Origin of the sequence: Sinorhizobium numidicum, assembly GCF_029892045.1 — a bacterium.
Lineage (GTDB): Bacteria > Pseudomonadota > Alphaproteobacteria > Rhizobiales > Rhizobiaceae > Sinorhizobium > Sinorhizobium numidicum.
Genome location: NZ_CP120368.1, coordinates 3620503 through 3635235, shown reverse-complemented (window position 1 = coordinate 3635235; position 14733 = coordinate 3620503). Strand labels below are relative to the sequence as shown.

The 14733-nt window shown below is 63.3% G+C and carries 13 protein-coding genes and 1 riboswitch; of the genes, 6 read left to right on the top strand and 7 right to left on the bottom strand.

What is annotated here, in order from left to right:
* Positions 1-200: 200 nt before the first annotated feature.
* The 4 genes from PYH37_RS28670 to thiB all read right to left on the bottom strand — a co-directional run bounded on the left by PYH37_RS28670 (position 201) and on the right by thiB (position 5527).
* Positions 201-1694, bottom strand: a complete 1494-nt coding sequence (locus PYH37_RS28670; protein ID WP_425336131.1) for a M48 family metalloprotease — start codon at positions 1692-1694, stop codon at positions 201-203.
* A gap of 443 nt (positions 1695-2137) precedes the next feature.
* Positions 2138-2866, bottom strand: a complete 729-nt coding sequence (locus tag PYH37_RS28665; protein ID WP_280734876.1) for a thiamine ABC transporter ATP-binding protein — start codon at positions 2864-2866, stop codon at positions 2138-2140.
* Positions 2863-4491, bottom strand: coding sequence for a thiamine/thiamine pyrophosphate ABC transporter permease ThiP (thiP, locus tag PYH37_RS28660; protein ID WP_280736700.1), 1629 nt, complete (start codon positions 4489-4491; stop codon positions 2863-2865). Before thiP ends, PYH37_RS28665 begins: the two co-directional genes overlap by 4 nt.
* A gap of 7 nt (positions 4492-4498) precedes the next feature.
* On the bottom strand, positions 4499-5527 hold the full coding sequence (gene thiB / locus PYH37_RS28655) for a thiamine ABC transporter substrate binding subunit (RefSeq protein WP_280734872.1): 1029 nt from the start codon (positions 5525-5527) through the stop codon (positions 4499-4501).
* Between the two features lie 50 nt (positions 5528-5577).
* Positions 5578-5692, bottom strand: a riboswitch (TPP riboswitch).
* Positions 5693-5861: 169 nt separating this feature from the next.
* Between thiB and PYH37_RS28650 the strand changes: the two genes are divergently transcribed.
* The 5 genes from PYH37_RS28650 (at position 5862) to PYH37_RS28630 (ending at position 10702) form a co-directional block, all read left to right on the top strand.
* A complete protein-coding gene (locus PYH37_RS28650) occupies positions 5862-6341 on the top strand; it encodes a GNAT family N-acetyltransferase (RefSeq protein ID WP_280734871.1) in 480 nt (159 codons plus the stop codon).
* Positions 6342-6435: 94 nt separating this feature from the next.
* On the top strand, positions 6436-7086 hold the full coding sequence (locus PYH37_RS28645) for a thiamine diphosphokinase (protein WP_280734870.1): 651 nt from the start codon (positions 6436-6438) through the stop codon (positions 7084-7086).
* Between the two features lie 3 nt (positions 7087-7089).
* Positions 7090-8913 (top strand): ABC-F family ATP-binding cassette domain-containing protein, encoded by a 1824-nt coding sequence (locus PYH37_RS28640; protein ID WP_280734869.1) that lies wholly within the window; start codon positions 7090-7092, stop codon positions 8911-8913.
* Between the two features lie 74 nt (positions 8914-8987).
* Entirely contained in the window at positions 8988-9467 is a 480-nt protein-coding gene (locus PYH37_RS28635; protein WP_280734868.1) for a MarR family winged helix-turn-helix transcriptional regulator, read from the top strand.
* A complete protein-coding gene (locus tag PYH37_RS28630; RefSeq protein ID WP_280734867.1) occupies positions 9464-10702 on the top strand; it encodes a multidrug effflux MFS transporter in 1239 nt (412 codons plus the stop codon). The genes PYH37_RS28635 and PYH37_RS28630 overlap by 4 nt, the downstream gene beginning before the upstream one ends.
* Positions 10703-10769: 67 nt before the next feature.
* Here the strand turns inward: PYH37_RS28630 and PYH37_RS28625 are convergent, their stop codons facing one another.
* Positions 10770-11987 carry an argininosuccinate synthase gene (locus tag PYH37_RS28625; protein ID WP_280734866.1) on the bottom strand — a complete coding sequence of 406 codons (1218 nt, stop codon included), beginning with the start codon at positions 11985-11987 and terminating at the stop codon, positions 10770-10772.
* 222 nt (positions 11988-12209) lie between these two features.
* Here PYH37_RS28625 and PYH37_RS28620 point away from each other — a divergent pair, with 222 nt between their 5' ends.
* Positions 12210-12851 (top strand): LysE family translocator, encoded by a 642-nt coding sequence (locus PYH37_RS28620; protein WP_280734865.1) that lies wholly within the window; start codon positions 12210-12212, stop codon positions 12849-12851.
* Positions 12852-12923: 72 nt separating this feature from the next.
* Here PYH37_RS28620 and PYH37_RS28615 read toward each other — a convergent pair whose 3' ends face one another.
* Entirely contained in the window at positions 12924-13718 is a 795-nt protein-coding gene (locus tag PYH37_RS28615) for an ABC transporter ATP-binding protein (RefSeq protein ID WP_280734864.1), read from the bottom strand.
* On the bottom strand, positions 13715-14593 hold the full coding sequence (locus PYH37_RS28610) for an ABC transporter permease (RefSeq protein WP_280734863.1): 879 nt from the start codon (positions 14591-14593) through the stop codon (positions 13715-13717). Before PYH37_RS28610 ends, PYH37_RS28615 begins: the two co-directional genes overlap by 4 nt.
* Positions 14594-14733 lie beyond the last annotated feature (140 nt).

Below are 14733 nucleotides of genomic sequence, written 5' to 3'. Positions count from 1 at the left end.
AAGAGCTCGGCTTCCGCCGCTACGGAGGCCCTTCTCCGTCCTGTTTCTCTCTCATTCGGCCTGCCCGGCCACCTTCTCCCCGCTTGCGGGAAGAGGGGCGGCGTGAGGGGCCACGCCCTACATGGCCTGGTGCAGGGGCGACCACCTGCACCCGCGTCTCAACTTGAGAATCAATCACGCAAGCGCGCCAGCCTCGCGTTTCATTCGGCGATGATCTTTACCTTGTCGCCGGGCCTGACGGTGGAGGTGATCTGCATGGCATTGATCAGCCGGAAGAGATCGAGCTTCCGGTCCGTTCCCATCATGCGCGCCGCCAGCGTGGCCATCGTATCGCCGGGTCTTACGGTGACCACGCGAATGCGCAGCGGCTTCAGGGATTGGACCTCGCTTGACGTCATTCGCCGGAACGAGAATCGCAGCTGGCTTGCCGTTGTTTCGAGGGCATTGGAGCCTTTCGGGACAGCCGTCAGGAACCGGTAGATGCGGCCGTCGATCCGGATCACCGTCACGTCGAAGTCCCAGCGGTCGGCCGATGCCCTCGCCGTTGCCGCTTCGAGGCCGTTGACGGTGATCGGGCGGATCGTATCCGGCTGCAGGCCGGTTACCCAGCCGCTGGCTATGTAGTCTGGCAGGCTGCGACGGGCCGTGTCGGCGATGCCGTCGAAGCGAATCGCGATGTCCCCCGGGCCAGTTGCGAGCACCGCCTCAGCCTTGTTGTCGATCTGGAATCCGACCGGCACGTCGAAGCGTATGCCGAGCTGACCGTGCAGGAAGGTCTGCCCGCGGACATAGCCTTCCTGCGGGCTGTCGCCGTAAAGGAGGCCGTCGATACCGGCGAGATAATAGTCCCGCCCGCGGTCGCCGCTGGTGCCTTCGACTCCGAAGGCACGTGCGTGCCGGCGCGCAAGTTCGACGCGCTGCGGCGCGTTGGGGTGACTTGAAAGAAAGTCGAGGCTTTGGTCCGCTTCCGGATCGACCGCGCTGAAGCGGGCATAGGCGGCCATCGAATCAAGGAAACGGGCGGCCGCATAGGGATCGTACCCCGCTTCGCCGAGCATGCGCACGCCGATCACATCCGCCTGCAGTTCCTGGTTGCGCGAGAAGGCGGCCAGCCGTAGCTTGCCGCGGGCGAGCGCCTGTTTGCCGGCGAGATTCGAGGCCAGCACCTCCGAAACCACGCGGCTGGCGATCACTTCCGCCTCTTCGCGCTGCTGCCGTTCGATGCCGTGATTGGCGGTGACATGCGCCATCTCATGCGAGAGCACCGCGGCGACTTCGGCGGCATCGTTGGCGAGCGCGAGAAGACCCCGCGTCACGTAAAGATAACCGCCGGCAAGCGCGAAAGCGTTGATCGCCGGCGAATTGAGGATGGTGATGCGATAGGATTGCTGCGGATTTTCCGAAACCGCCGTCAGTGCGCCGGTAATGCGGGCGACCAGCCGTTCGGTCTTGGCATCCTTATATTCGCCGCCGTAGCTTGCGACGATGCGCGGGTGCTCGCGCGCGCCGAGCTGGGCGCGCGGATCGTTCTTCTGCACTTCCTCGACGATTTGCGGATTGGAGGACGGCGAGACGGTCGGTTCGTAGGTCTGCTCGATCATCGACTGACAGGCGGAGAGGAGCGTGGCGGCCGAAAATGCAACCAGCGCTCGTGCATGCACGCCATTGCGCCGTGTCGGAAACCAGCCGTTCATGACTGTCTGCCTTACCATGCCTCAGCCCGTTCCCATCCGCCGGCGCCACCTGCAGGCTCTGGGGCCGTTGGTTGCCAGCGTTGAAAAGTCCTACTTTTTCAGCCGGATACCGTGCTCCGGCGTGGGTATTTCAGCCATAACCTTGCTGTATCCGATTTCAGCGCCGCCTGCCTAGCTGACCCCTGTAGAAATAGTTGCCCCGTGGTATCACAGCAACGGATGCGCGAATATCGCGACATTCCTGGCCGGATACGTCCGCGGGTCGCACAAACCGGCGGTCAAATTGTGGCGAACGGTGAATCGTCGGGAATTTCTCCGCGAGTGCGCCAGCGCCGTGCGTCTTTTCAGACGCACAAAGGTCGCTGTAGCACTTTGAACGCTGCATGTTTTATCCTTAAATCGGCCCCGTTTTAAGAAAAGGCAGTGCCCATGTGATCTGCGCTCTACTGGTTGCCGAGAAACCGGTTGATCGCCGCAACGTCGCGCCGCTCGAGAAATCGATCGACCCTGTCATGAGCGACGATACGGCCCCGGTCGAGAAAAAGCACGCTGTCAGCCAGCGCCTTCACGTCATCCGGGTGGTGCGTGATTACGAGGATGGTGTTGGCTTCCTCGTTGTGAAGATCGCGCAGCAGATCGCGCATTTCAGCGCGCATTCCTGGATCAAGCGCGGCAAAGGGCTCGTCCAGCAACAGGAGCGGTCGGCGCCGCACCAATGCGCGGGCGAGCGCCACTCTCTGCCGCTCGCCACCGGAGAGCGTCGGCGGCAGCCTGTTGCCGAAGCCGCCAAGGCCGACGCGCTTCAGCGCTTCCTCGACGCGCATGCGGTCGGCCGTGGACAGGCGCAGCGCCGGGCTGATGCCGAAGCCGACATTGGTGGCGACGTCGAGATGAGCAAAAAGGTTGTGTTCCTGGAAGATGACCGACACGGGGCGTTCAGCCGGTACGCGGCCAGCCATGTCCTTGCCAAGAATATGGACCTCGCCGCGCTCCGGCTCCTCGAACCCTGCGATGACATTGAAGAGCGTCGATTTTCCCGAGCCGGAGGCGCCCGCGACGGCGACGATCCGGCCGGCCGGAATGGCGCAATCGAAGGTGAGCGCGGTCGTCTCGAAACGCACCTCGATGCCCTTGAGAGATACGGCGGTGGCGGCGGACGCCGTGGAATTCATGTGCTTCCTCCTTCGTCCGGCCTTTCGGCTCCGGGGGTGCCGAGCACGGTCAGGATCAGGCAGATGAGCCCGAGCAGCAGGGCAATCCCGGCAGCGTCGGCGGTGCGGTAGCTTCCCATGCGGCTATAGAGCAGCCAGGGCAGTGTGACCATGTCCTGCGAGCCGAACAGGGCCACGGCGCCGAGATCGCCGAGCGACAGGGCCATGGCAAAGGAAAGAGCCATGAGAACAGGCTTGCGCAGTGGCGGCCAATCGATCCATCGCAGGCGATGCAAACCGCCGATGCCGAGGCTGGCAGCAAGGCGGTCGCTGCGGACGGCATGTGTCGTCATGGCGGGGGCAAGCACGCGGTGGACGAAGGGGAGCGCCATCAGCGCATTGATGGCGATCACGACGGCCGGGGCGAGGCGGGCAACATCGCCGAACGGGCGCAACAGCAGGAACCATCCGGCACCGAGCACGACGGGCGGCGCCAGCAGAATGAACGACGTGCTTGCGCCGATCGCGGCGGCAAACATGCGAGCTGCCACGCCGGGGCGCCGCCGCGCCAAAACCAGCCGCTGTGTGCGGACCATCAGGGCAGTCATCACAACGGAGATCGCGGCCGAGAGGAGAGCAATCGCCGCGCTGGTGGCAAGCGCGCGATGAAAGATCGGTTCGCTAACGAGGCGCGGTAAGTCCGCCTGCGCGCCCGAATAGGCGATGGCCACGAAGGGCAAGCCGACGAAAACGAGCGCGAGGGCCAGCCCGGTCCGGTCGGCGAGGCGCGGCAGCCCGCTCATGCCGTCGAAACGCCTGATCGCCTTGCCCGTCGTTTCGCCTTCCTGCGGCGGCGGTGCCAGGAATTTCAGAACGAGAAGCAGAGCGCCCGTCATGCCGACTTGAAGTCCGGAAAGGGCTATCGCCCGGGGCGGGTCGAAATCGAAACGAAGCGCCTGGTAGATCGCCACTTCGATGGTACTTGCGGCGGGGCCGCCGCCGAGCGTCAGAACGAGTGTGAAGCTCGTCGCGCAGAGCATGAAGATGAGACCGGCGATGCCCGGCAGCAATCCCCGGATCGCCGGCCATTCGATGAAGCGAAAGACGGCCATCGATCTCATGCCGAGATTGGCGGATGTGCGCCAGTACTCCGCCGGAATGCGCTCGATACCGGCCAGCATCAGGCGCGCGGCAAGCGGCATGTTGAAGAAAACATGCGCCAGAAGGATGCCGAAAAGCCCGTAAATGCTGATCGGCTCCTGTAATCCGACTGCGGCAAGACTCCTGTTCAGAAGCCCCTGCCGACCCCAGACCTGGATCAGACCGAGCGCCGCGACGAGGGCGGGCAGACCGAGCGGCAGGGCCATCAGTCGTAGCAACCAGATACGGCCGGGGAAGGACGCCTGCCGCGCCAGCGCGCGGGCCACGGGTATTGCGAACAGGATCGAGAGCAGCGTCGAGAGGCTTGCCTGCAGTAGCGTGAAGCGCGTTACGCGCCAGATATAGGCGTCGAACAGGCTGTAGGCTCCACCGTTGCCAGATTGGGCGAGCAGCGCGACGGCTGCAAGGCCGACGAAAAGCAGAACGCCGCCGAGACTGAAAGCGCCCGCGGCAATCGTCATGCGGTTCTCGGTGGCGGCAAACAATCTGGCCTCAATTCTTGCTCATCGCCGCCAGCCATTCGTCGACCCAGGCCTTGCGATTGGCGGCGACCTCTTCCGAGGACATCAGGAAGGTCTTCTGCGGATTGACGAGCTTGCCGAATGCTTCCGGCAGGGCCTCCTTGGTTGCGCCTACCGGCATCATCCAGTTGGTCGTCGGGATGATCGACTGGAATTCGGGGCCGATCATGAAGGCCAGAAACTCTTTCGCAAGAGCCGGTTCCTTCGCATTCTTCGTCATGCCGGCCACTTCGATCTGGATGTAGTGGCCTTCCACGAAGGGAGCCGCCTGATAACGATCGGTGTTTTCCGCCACCATATGGTAGGCGGGCGAGGTGGTATAGGAGAGCACCATCGGCGCTTCGCCCTTGGTGAAGAGGCCATAGGCTTCCGACCAGCCGGGGGTTACCGTCAGCACGCGATCCTTGAGCTTGGACCAGGCCGCGCCCGCTTCGTCGCCATAGACCGATTTCACCCAGAGCAGCAGGCCAAGGCCCGGCGTCGACGTACGCGGATCCTCGATGACGATCTTCTGCGATGGGTCGCCTTCCACCAGTTCTTTGAGGCTCTTCGGCGGGTTCTTCAGCGTCTCGGTGTCGTAGATCACGGCAAAGTGGCCGTAATCATAAGGAATGAAAGTGTCGTCGGAGAAACCACCGGGGACCTTCAGGCCGACGGTGTCGAGCCCGTGGGGGGCGAAGAAGCCGGTCGCCTTGGCCTCCGTAACGAGATTGGTGTCGAGGCCAAGCACGATATCGGCCTTGGAGGCCTCGCCTTCGAGCTTGAGCCGGGTCAGGAGCTCGACTCCGTCGGCGACGCCGACATAGTCGACCTTGCAGTCGCAGGTCTTTTCGAAGGCCTCGGCGACCTTGGCGCCCGGACCCCACTCGGTGATGAAGCTTTCATAGGTGTAGATTGTCAGCGTCTTTTCGGCAGCGGCGGCGGCGCCGGTCGCGACTGCCGCGAGGGCGACGGCGGCGATGGCAAGCCGGCTGATGTTGCGATGAAGCGAACTGGACATTTTGGGCACCTCTCCCCTGTTGTTGATGCTGCACGGGAAAAGCGCGTATCGGTCCGATCGCTTCTAATCCCTCCGCCGGTACGAGCCGGATCAGGTTCCGCGGGTTGGCCCGAAGCCTCTCAGCCATCGGGTCGCAAGCGAACCCAGGCACCCCGTTAGAGCAGCAGAGATTTAGCTTCCGGCGGCAGCCAAGGCAAGCGGAGTTTGGGTGGAAGCACTTGCCGTACGAGCCGCCTGCGCTATCAAGAGTTTGCGACAGGCCTGGACGCTTGTCAGGGCTCTGAACTCAAACAACGCTCGGCGGCGTTTGTTCGCCAAAACGGGGAGTATTTCGATGCCAGACATGCTTGTCCGCCTCTATGCCTTGCCTGAACGCCAAGCTCCGCGGCTTCCCGACGTAAGCATCCGGCGCGCCATGGCGGCCGAACGCCGGATCGTGGTCTCCTGGATCGAAGAGCGGTTCGGCGCAGGCTGGGCAGGCGAGGCAGAAGCCGCCTTTTCCGCGACGCCGACGCGCATCCATCTCGCCCTGCACCAGGACCGGCTCGTGGGCTTTGCCTGTCATGACGTGACGGCGCTCGGCTTCTTCGGTCCGACGGGCGTCGACGAAGGCATGCGCGGCCGGCGCATCGGCGAGGCCTTGCTTGTCGAAACCCTGATGGCGATGCGTGCAGCCGGCTACGGCTATGCCATTATCGGCGGTGTCGGTCCGGCTGAATTCTACGCTCGCGCCGTCGGCGCGGTGGAGATACCAGGTTCGACGCCCGGTCTTTACGCAGGCATGCTTTCTGCCGACGAGCCGTCGAGGGCCTGAACCTTACTCCACCTCGGCTAAAAGCGCGCGATCGACCCGGAAACGGCGTTCAGCCCTTTTCCTTCGGAGCTGGTTTGCGCTATGGGCTTCTGCCATGACCGGATCAACCTTCACCATCCTTCTCGGTGGCGCGCTCACGCCCACAGAACGGCTTGCCCGGCAACTGTCCGGCAGCCGCTTCATCGCCGCCGATGGCGGCATGCGCCATGCGACGACGCTCGGCGTCATTCCGGATGTCTGGGTCGGCGACTTCGACTCGACGGACGATGCGCTGCTTGCGGCCTTTGCCGATGTTCCGCAGGAGCATTATCCGACGGCAAAGACCGCGACCGATGGCGAGATCGCAGTCGAGGCGGCGCTTTCGCGCGGCGCCACGTCGCTGGTCTTTGCCGGCGCGCTCGGCGGGACGCGCAGCGACCACGCCTTCCTGCACCTTCTAAGGGTAGTCGCCCTGGCAGAAGAGGGCCTCCCGGTATTCTTGACGTCCGGGGAGGAAGAAGCCTATCCGCTGCTCGCCGGCTCGCGGGAGATCGATCTGCCCAAGGGAAGCCTGTTCTCGATCCTCGGCCTTACCGAACTCACCGGTCTGTCGATCGAACAGGCGCATTATCCGCTCGAGGATTTCCCGTTGCCGTTCGGTTCCTCCCGGACGATTTCCAATGTTGCGGAAGGCCCGGTTCGCTTTTCCCTCAAATCCGGCCGGGCGGTCGTTCTCGCCCGTCCCTATGACCTTTCAGGAGCCTGAACATTGGCGCCTCCAATTCTGAAGCTTGACGATATCTTCCTGACCTTCGGCGGCGCGCCGCTGCTCGCCGGTGCCAATTTGCAGGTCGAGCCCGGCGACCGCATCTGCCTCGTCGGTCGGAACGGTTCCGGCAAGTCGACGCTGATGAAGATCGCGGCAGGTCTTGCCGAGCCGCAATCGGGCGAGATCTTTCGGCATCCCTCGGCGACGATCCGCTATCTTCATCAGGCGCCTGATTTCGACGGCTTCACCACGGTCCAGGCCTATGCCGAAGCGGGTCTCGGCCCAGGCGACGATCCCTATCGCGTCGCCTATCTGCTGCAGCATCTCGGGTTGACTGGGGAAGAGGACCCGCAGCGGCTCTCCGGCGGCGAGGCGCGGCGCGCGGCGCTTGCCCGCGTGCTGGCACCCGAGCCTGACATCCTGCTTCTCGATGAACCGACCAACCATCTCGATCTGCCGACGATCGAGTGGCTCGAAGACGAGCTCGTCCGCAGCCGATCGGCGCTGGTGCTCATCTCGCATGACCGGCGTTTCCTCGAAAAAGTCTCGACCGCTACCGTGTGGCTCGACCGCGGCCAGTCACGCCGGCTCGACCGCGGCTTTGGCCATTTCGAGGCCTGGCGTGACGAGGTGCTGGAGGCGGAGGAACTCGAGCAGCACAAGCTTGGCAAAGCGATCGAGCGCGAGGAGCACTGGCTGCGCTACGGCGTTACCGCAAGGCGCAAGCGCAATATGCGCCGCCTCGGCGAGTTGCAGGACATGCGCTCGCGCTATCGCGGCCATAAGGGACCGCAGGGCACGGTGCAGGCGACAGCCGCCGATGCCAAGGAATCCGGCAAGCTGGTGATCGAGGCGGAAAAGATCACCAAAGCCTATGGCGATCGGGTAATCGTCGCGCCTTTCTCGATCCGCGTTCATCGCGGCGACCGGATCGGTCTCGTCGGCCCGAACGGCGCCGGCAAGACGACCCTGCTCAAGCTCCTGACCGGGCAGATCGAGCCGGATTCCGGGACCGTGAAGCTCGGCACCAACCTGGAAATGGCGACGCTCGATCAGAAGCGCGAGGGCCTGAACCTCGATGATACGCTGGCGCATTACCTGACCGACGGACGAGGCGACAACCTTATCGTCAATGGCGAGCAACGGCACGTCACCGGCTATATGAAGGACTTCCTCTTCCAGCCGGAGCAGGCACGCACGCCCATCCGCGAACTTTCCGGTGGCGAACGCGCGCGGCTGATTCTTGCCCGCATCCTGGCGCGCGCCACCAATCTGCTGATCCTTGACGAGCCGACCAACGACCTCGACATCGAGACGCTCGACCTCTTGCAGGAGATCGTCGCGGGTTTTTCGGGCACGGTGATCCTCGTTAGCCACGACCGTGATTTTCTCGATCGCACCGTGACCTCGACCATTGCACCGGCCAATCCGGAAGCGCCTGACGGCCGTTGGATCGAATATGCCGGCGGCTATTCCGACATGATGGCGCAGCGCAGGGGCGCGATCGAAGAAAGGCGGAAGGTGGAAAAGGCCGAGAAGGCCAAGTCGAGCGACACTCCCGAAGCACCGGGAACACAGAAGGCAAAGGGAAAGCTCTCCTACAAGCAGAAATTCGCGCTGGAGAGCCTGCCGAAGGAGATTGCCAAGACGCAAGCGGAGATCGCAAAGCACGAAGAGAAGATGGCCGATCCCAACCTTTTCGCCCGAGATCCGCAGGCTTTTGCGAAGCTCGCCGCCGAGCTGGAAAAGCTTCGCGAGACCCTCACGCGCATGGAAGAAGAGTGGCTGGAATTGGAGATGCTGAGGGAAGAGCTCGAAGGCTGACCTCGCCCGCTGCGTTGAACAGGTTTGGTGAATATGATAAGAAAAACTTATTATATTCATTGTGAATGATCGTGATGCCAAGAAAGCTCGAATCCGAAACGATCGGGATGCTGCTGACCGACGTTTCCCGGTTGCTGCGCGGCGCGTTCGACCGGAAGGTGAACGCCATGGAACTGGGGATCACGCCCGGCGAGGCCCGCACGCTGATCCAGGTCGCCCTGACGGAAGGCATCAAGCAGGCGGAAATCGCCACGCGCATGGGCATAGAGCCGATGACCTTGTCGGCTTATCTTGATCGCCTTGAGGCCCTGCAACTCGTCGCGCGCGTGCCGGATCCGGCCGACCGACGCGCCAAGAATGTTGTCATGACGGATAAGGCCGACCCGCTGCTGAGCGAGCTTATGGCAGGGCTGCGCGAAATGATGAATGCCTATACCAAAGGGCTCGACGAGGCGGAGCGGGAGGCGTTGTGCGGCAATCTGAGGACGCTGCGCGATAATCTTCGCCGCCTCGACCCCTGCCTTGCCGGCAGGGAAAAGGGGGCGGTGGAATGACATTGCGCATGAGCGAGCGGCGTACGAGCATCATTGGCGCTTTCCTGGTGGCGCTCGGCCCCGTTTCCATGGCGCTTTATACGCCGGCAATGCCGGAGCTCGTTCGCGCATTCGCCTCCAGCGAGGCGGCGATCAAGATGACGCTTTCGCTTTATTTCGGCGGCTTTGCCTTCGCCCAACTCGTTTCGGGCACGCTTTCCGACGTCATCGGCCGGCGCTCCGCGACATTGATCTTCATGGCGATCTATCTGGCGGGCAGCCTCATGGCCGCCTTTGCGCCGTCGGTCGGCATATTGCTGGCGGGGCGTCTGGTGCAAGGGATCGGCGCCTCCGTCGGCATGACGGTGGCCCGCGCCATCGTGCGCGACCAGTTCACCGGCACGACGGCCGCCCGGATCATGAACATGATCGGCATGATGCTGGCGATCGGTCCCGCTGTTTCGCCGACGCTCGGCGGTCTCGCGCTCGGCCTCTTCGGCTGGCAGTCCATCTTCTTCCTGATGGTCGGCTTTGCGCTGATGGCCTGCGTCACGGTGCAGTTCTTCATGGTCGAGACGGTGACGCCGGACCGCCGCAAGGGGCACTTGCGGCCCATTCTCCGGGCCTATGGCGAACTGCTGACGGACAGCCGCTTTCTGTCGTCGACACTGGTGATCGCCGGCGCCGTCGGCGCGCTTTATGCCCAGGCGACGATGCTGCCTTTCGTGCTGATCGGCGAAATCGGCCTGACGCCGACGGAGTTCGGCGTCGGCATGCTGATGCAATCGGGCTTCTTCTTTTCCGGTACGGTCACCATGCGGCTCCTGATGCGGCGCTTTACCCCGCAGGCGCTCGTGCCCGTCGGCCTTTGCTTCATCGCCGTGGCCAGTCTCGTTCTTGCCTTCACCATGCATGCGCTGAGCCTAAGCTTCCTGTCGGTGATGGCGCCGGTCGGCATTTATGCTTTCGGCATCGCCTTCGTCATGCCCTACATGATGACCGCGGCCATGGTGCCTTTCCCGCATATCGCCGGCACCGCGTCTGCGATGATGGGTTTCATCCAGATGAGTTCCGGGCTTCTCGGCGGCGCGCTTGCCGCCTTGGTCGGCGCGCCGGCGCTGGCGCTTGGGACGATCATTCCGGCCTTCGGCCTCATCTCGATCGTCAGCTATTTCTGGTATCGCAGGACCGTTCACCTGAGACCGCTGGTGGCGCCGGCAGCCGCGGAGGCGCCGGTGCGCCAGGCGGCGGAATAGGCAGCGAGCACGAAAAAGCCGCGGCAGATCTCTCCGCCGCGGCTTCATCTCGTAGAATTATCCGCTCTTAACGGTTGCGCGCAGCGAGCGTACGCAGGCGCAGCGCATTGAGTTTGATGAAGCCGGCGGCATCCTTCTGGTCGTAGGCGCCCTGGTCGTCCTCGAAAGTGACCAGCTTGTCCGAATAGAGCGACTTGGAGCTTTCACGGCCGGTGACCATAACGTTGCCCTTGTAAAGCTTCAGCGTCACTTCGCCTTCCACATGCTCCTGGCTCCTGTCGATTGCTGCCTGCAGCATTTCTCGCTCCGGCGAGAACCAGAAACCGTAGTAGATGAGTTCGGCATAGCGCGGCATCAGCTCGTCCTTCAGATGCGCGGCGCCGCGGTCGAGCGTGATGCTTTCGATCGCGCGATGCGCCGCCAGCAGGATCGTGCCGCCGGGGGTCTCGTAGACACCGCGCGACTTCATGCCGACGAAGCGGTTCTCGACGAGGTCGATGCGGCCGATGCCGTTGTCTCGGCCGTATTCATTGAGCTTGGCGAGCAGCGTTGCCGGAGACATGCGCACGCCGTTGATCGAGACGGCGTCGCCGCGCTCGAAGCCGACCTTGATGACGGTCGCCTTGTCGGGGGCGGCCTCCGGGGAAATGGTGCGCATATGCACGTATTCCGGGGCTTCCTGAGCCGGATCTTCCAAGACCTTGCCCTCAGAGGAGGAGTGCAGCAGGTTGGCGTCGACGGAGAAGGGCGCCTCGCCCTTCTTGTCCTTGGCGACCGGGATCTGGTGCTTTTCGGCGAATTCGAGCAGGTCGGTGCGGCTCTTGAACGACCAGTCGCGCCAGGGCGCGATGATCTTGATGTCGGGGTTCAACGCGTAAGCCGACAGTTCGAAGCGGACCTGATCGTTGCCCTTGCCGGTCGCGCCGTGGGCGATAGCATCGGCGCCGGTCTTCTTGGCGATCTCGATCAGATGCTTGGAAATCAGCGGGCGGGCGATCGAGGTGCCGAGCAGGTAGACGCCTTCATAGACGGCGTTGGCACGGAACATCGGGAAGACGAAGTCCTTCACGAATTCCTCGCGAACGTCCTCGATATAGATCTCCTTGATGCCGAGCATCTCGGCCTTGTTGCGCGCCGGCTCCAGTTCCTCGCCCTGGCCGAGATCGGCGGTGAAGGTCACGACTTCGGCGCCCAGTTCGGTTTGCAGCCATTTGAGGATGATCGAGGTGTCGAGACCGCCGGAATAGGCGAGAACGACCTTTTTCACGTCTTTGTGCGATGCCATGATATCTGTCCGTCTGCTCTTAAAGGGCGGCGATGCCGCCGTGCAAAATCTGCGGCACTTTAGCCAGAACTCGAAGCGATACAAGCATTACAGCGCCGCGCGTCAAAAATTGGCGCGCAAAGGGTGCCGTAACCTTGCTATCTATGATCAGGCGCGCGAATCCGCTGGAAAAAGCGCGCGGCGGGCAGTATCAGCAACAATCATCTGCCGAGGGAATGTGCCATGGAATTCGTGCCCAGCCTGACCACCCTGCTCGCCTTTGCCGCTGCGAGCCTGCTGCTCGCCGCAACGCCAGGCCCCGACATGACGCTGTCGATCAGCCGGGCGCTGGCTCAGGGCAAGAGGGCGGCGCTCTTCGTGGTGCTTGGCACCGGCCTCGGCATCGTCGTTCACACGCTGCTCGTCGCCTTCGGCATCTCGGCACTGATCACCGCATCGCCGACCGCCTTCCTGGTGCTGAAAACCGGCGGCGCTGCCTATCTGCTTTGGCTGGCGATTCAGGCGGTCCGGTACGGATCCAGCCTGTCGGTCACGAAAGTGACAGAGGCGAAAGGCACGGCGCTCTCGAACATCGCAACCGGCTTCTCGGTGAATATCCTGAACCCGAAGGTCGTCATTTTCTTCATGACCTTCCTGCCGCAATTCGTCAGCGCCGACGACCTGGCAGTGACCGGCAAGCTCCTGTTCCTCGGCTTCTTCTTCATCGTCATCGGCATGCCGGTCAACGCGCTCGTGGTGCTGGCCGCCGACTGGCTTGCGGCATGGCTGCAGCGCAACAAGCGCGTGATGCGGGCGATCGACTACAGCTTCGCCGGCGTCTTTTCGATCTTCGCCGTCAAGATCTTCCTAACGCAGGCGCGGTAAGTCTGCTGTTACAGTCGCTTGCGCGTCGTTAGATGAGGCAAGGCGGCGATGCGGCGTCAGCCCATCGCCGGCTCAACCGATCAGCAGCGCGTCGTCGTCGAGCGTCTGGCCGCGGATGCGGCGGAACATGGCGATCAGATCCTCGACCTGAAGTGTCTTGCGGCTGTCGCCGGCGACGTCGAGTACGATCTCGCCGGCATGCAGCATGATGGTGCGGTGGCCGAAATCGAGCGCCTGGCGCATCGAGTGAGTCACCATCAGCGTCGTCAGCTTGCGTTCCGAGACGATCTTCTGCGTGAGGCCCATGATGAATTCGGCCATGCCCGGATCGAGCGCGGCGGTGTGCTCGTCAAGCAGCAGCACCTCGGAGCCGGCGAGCGTCGCCATCACCAGCGAGACCGCCTGGCGCTGGCCGCCGGAGAGCAAGTCCATACGGTCGCGCATGCGGTTCTCGAGGCCGAGATTGAGTTCGGCAACCCGCTCGCGGAAATGCTCACGACGCTTTGTCCCAAGGGCCGGCGTCAGACCGCGGCTTTCGCCGCGCCTGGCGGCAAGCGCCAGGTTTTCCTCGATCGAGAGCGCGCCGCAACTGCCGGCAAGCGGATCCTGGAAGACGCGGGCGACGAGACCTGCGCGCGCTGCCGTGCCCTTGCGTGTCACGTCGGCATTGCCGATCATCACCTGCCCGCCGCTCGGCAGCACGTCGCCGGCGAGAACGCCGAGCAGCGTCGATTTGCCGGCGCCGTTCGACCCGATCACCGTGACGAAGGAGCCTTCCTCAATGGTCAGGCTGACGCCGTTCAGCGCCTGTTTTTGCAGCGGTGTCCCCTTGCCGAAGACGACCTGAATATCCTTGATGTTGATCACGCGGTACCTCCGCGACGCAAACGGGGAAGAACCAGCGCCACCGTAACGAGCAGCGCGGTTACGAAATTGAGGTCTGAGGCCTTCAAGCCGAGCATGTCAGTCGAGAGCGCGAGCTGGATCGCGATGCGGTAGAGGATGGATCCGAGCACGCAGCCGATGAGCGCGATCAGGATGCCGCGGGCGCCGAGCAGAGTCTCGCCGATGATGACAGCGGCGAGGCCGACGACGATCGTTCCGACACCGGAGGTCACATCGGCAAAGCCGTTCGTCTGGGCAAAGAGCGCGCCGCCGAGGGCGACCAGCGCGTTGGAAATGGCCATGCCGAGGTAGATCTGCCGGCTGGTATCGACGCCTTGCGCCCGTGCCATACGGGCATTGGCGCCGGTCGCCCGCATCGCTAGGCCGGCGTCGCTTTCAAGGAAGCGCCAGACGAGCAGCACGGCACCGAGAACCAGGATACCGACAAAAAGCGGCCGCACGTAAAAATCCCGGAGCCCAAGACCGTAGAACGGCGAGAGCATGGTGTCGGCATTGATCAGCGCGACGTTCGGCTTGCCCATTACACGGAGATTGACCGAGAAGAGCGCGATCATCGTCAGGATCGAAGCGAGCAGGTTAAGGATCTTGAAGCGCACGTTCAGAAGCGCTGTGACGATGCCTGCGGCGGCGCCGGCGACCATGGCGACGCAGGCCGCAAGCCACGGATTGACACCGGCGATGATCAGCACCGCGGTGACAGCCGCGCCGAGCGGAAAGGAACCGTCGACTGTGAGGTCAGGAAAATCCAGCACCCGAAAGGCGAGAAAGACGCCGACGGCGACGAAGGCATAGACGAGCCCCAGTTCCACGGCGCCCCAGAAAGCGATTTGACTCAACGCTGGTGGTCCTTTCTCAGTCGTTCCGCACGCGCGCTGGCGGACATCCTACGGCAACGCGCGTTTTTTCAGACGCATAAATGTCGCCGTAGGACTTTAGTTGCTGCATGGTTCTACCCTTAAATCGGCTTCGATTTAAG

Excerpts from the sequence above, each read along its gene's own strand:
- PYH37_RS28645 (WP_280734870.1), top strand. The coding sequence starts at position 6,436 with ATGACCGGATCAACCTTCACCATCCTTCTCGGTGGCGCGCTCACGCCC.
- PYH37_RS28620 (WP_280734865.1), top strand. The coding sequence starts at position 12,210 with ATGGAATTCGTGCCCAGCCTGACCACCCTGCTCGCCTTTGCCGCTGCG.
- PYH37_RS28665 (WP_280734876.1), bottom strand. The coding sequence starts at position 2,866 with ATGAATTCCACGGCGTCCGCCGCCACCGCCGTATCTCTCAAGGGCATC.
- PYH37_RS28670 (WP_425336131.1), bottom strand. The coding sequence starts at position 1,694 with ATGAACGGCTGGTTTCCGACACGGCGCAATGGCGTGCATGCACGAGCG.
- PYH37_RS28635 (WP_280734868.1), top strand. The coding sequence starts at position 8,988 with ATGCCAAGAAAGCTCGAATCCGAAACGATCGGGATGCTGCTGACCGAC.
- PYH37_RS28630 (WP_280734867.1), top strand. The coding sequence starts at position 9,464 with ATGACATTGCGCATGAGCGAGCGGCGTACGAGCATCATTGGCGCTTTC.
- PYH37_RS28625 (WP_280734866.1), bottom strand. The coding sequence starts at position 11,987 with ATGGCATCGCACAAAGACGTGAAAAAGGTCGTTCTCGCCTATTCCGGC.
- thiB (WP_280734872.1), bottom strand. The coding sequence starts at position 5,527 with ATGTCCAGTTCGCTTCATCGCAACATCAGCCGGCTTGCCATCGCCGCC.
- PYH37_RS28650 (WP_280734871.1), top strand. The coding sequence starts at position 5,862 with ATGCCAGACATGCTTGTCCGCCTCTATGCCTTGCCTGAACGCCAAGCT.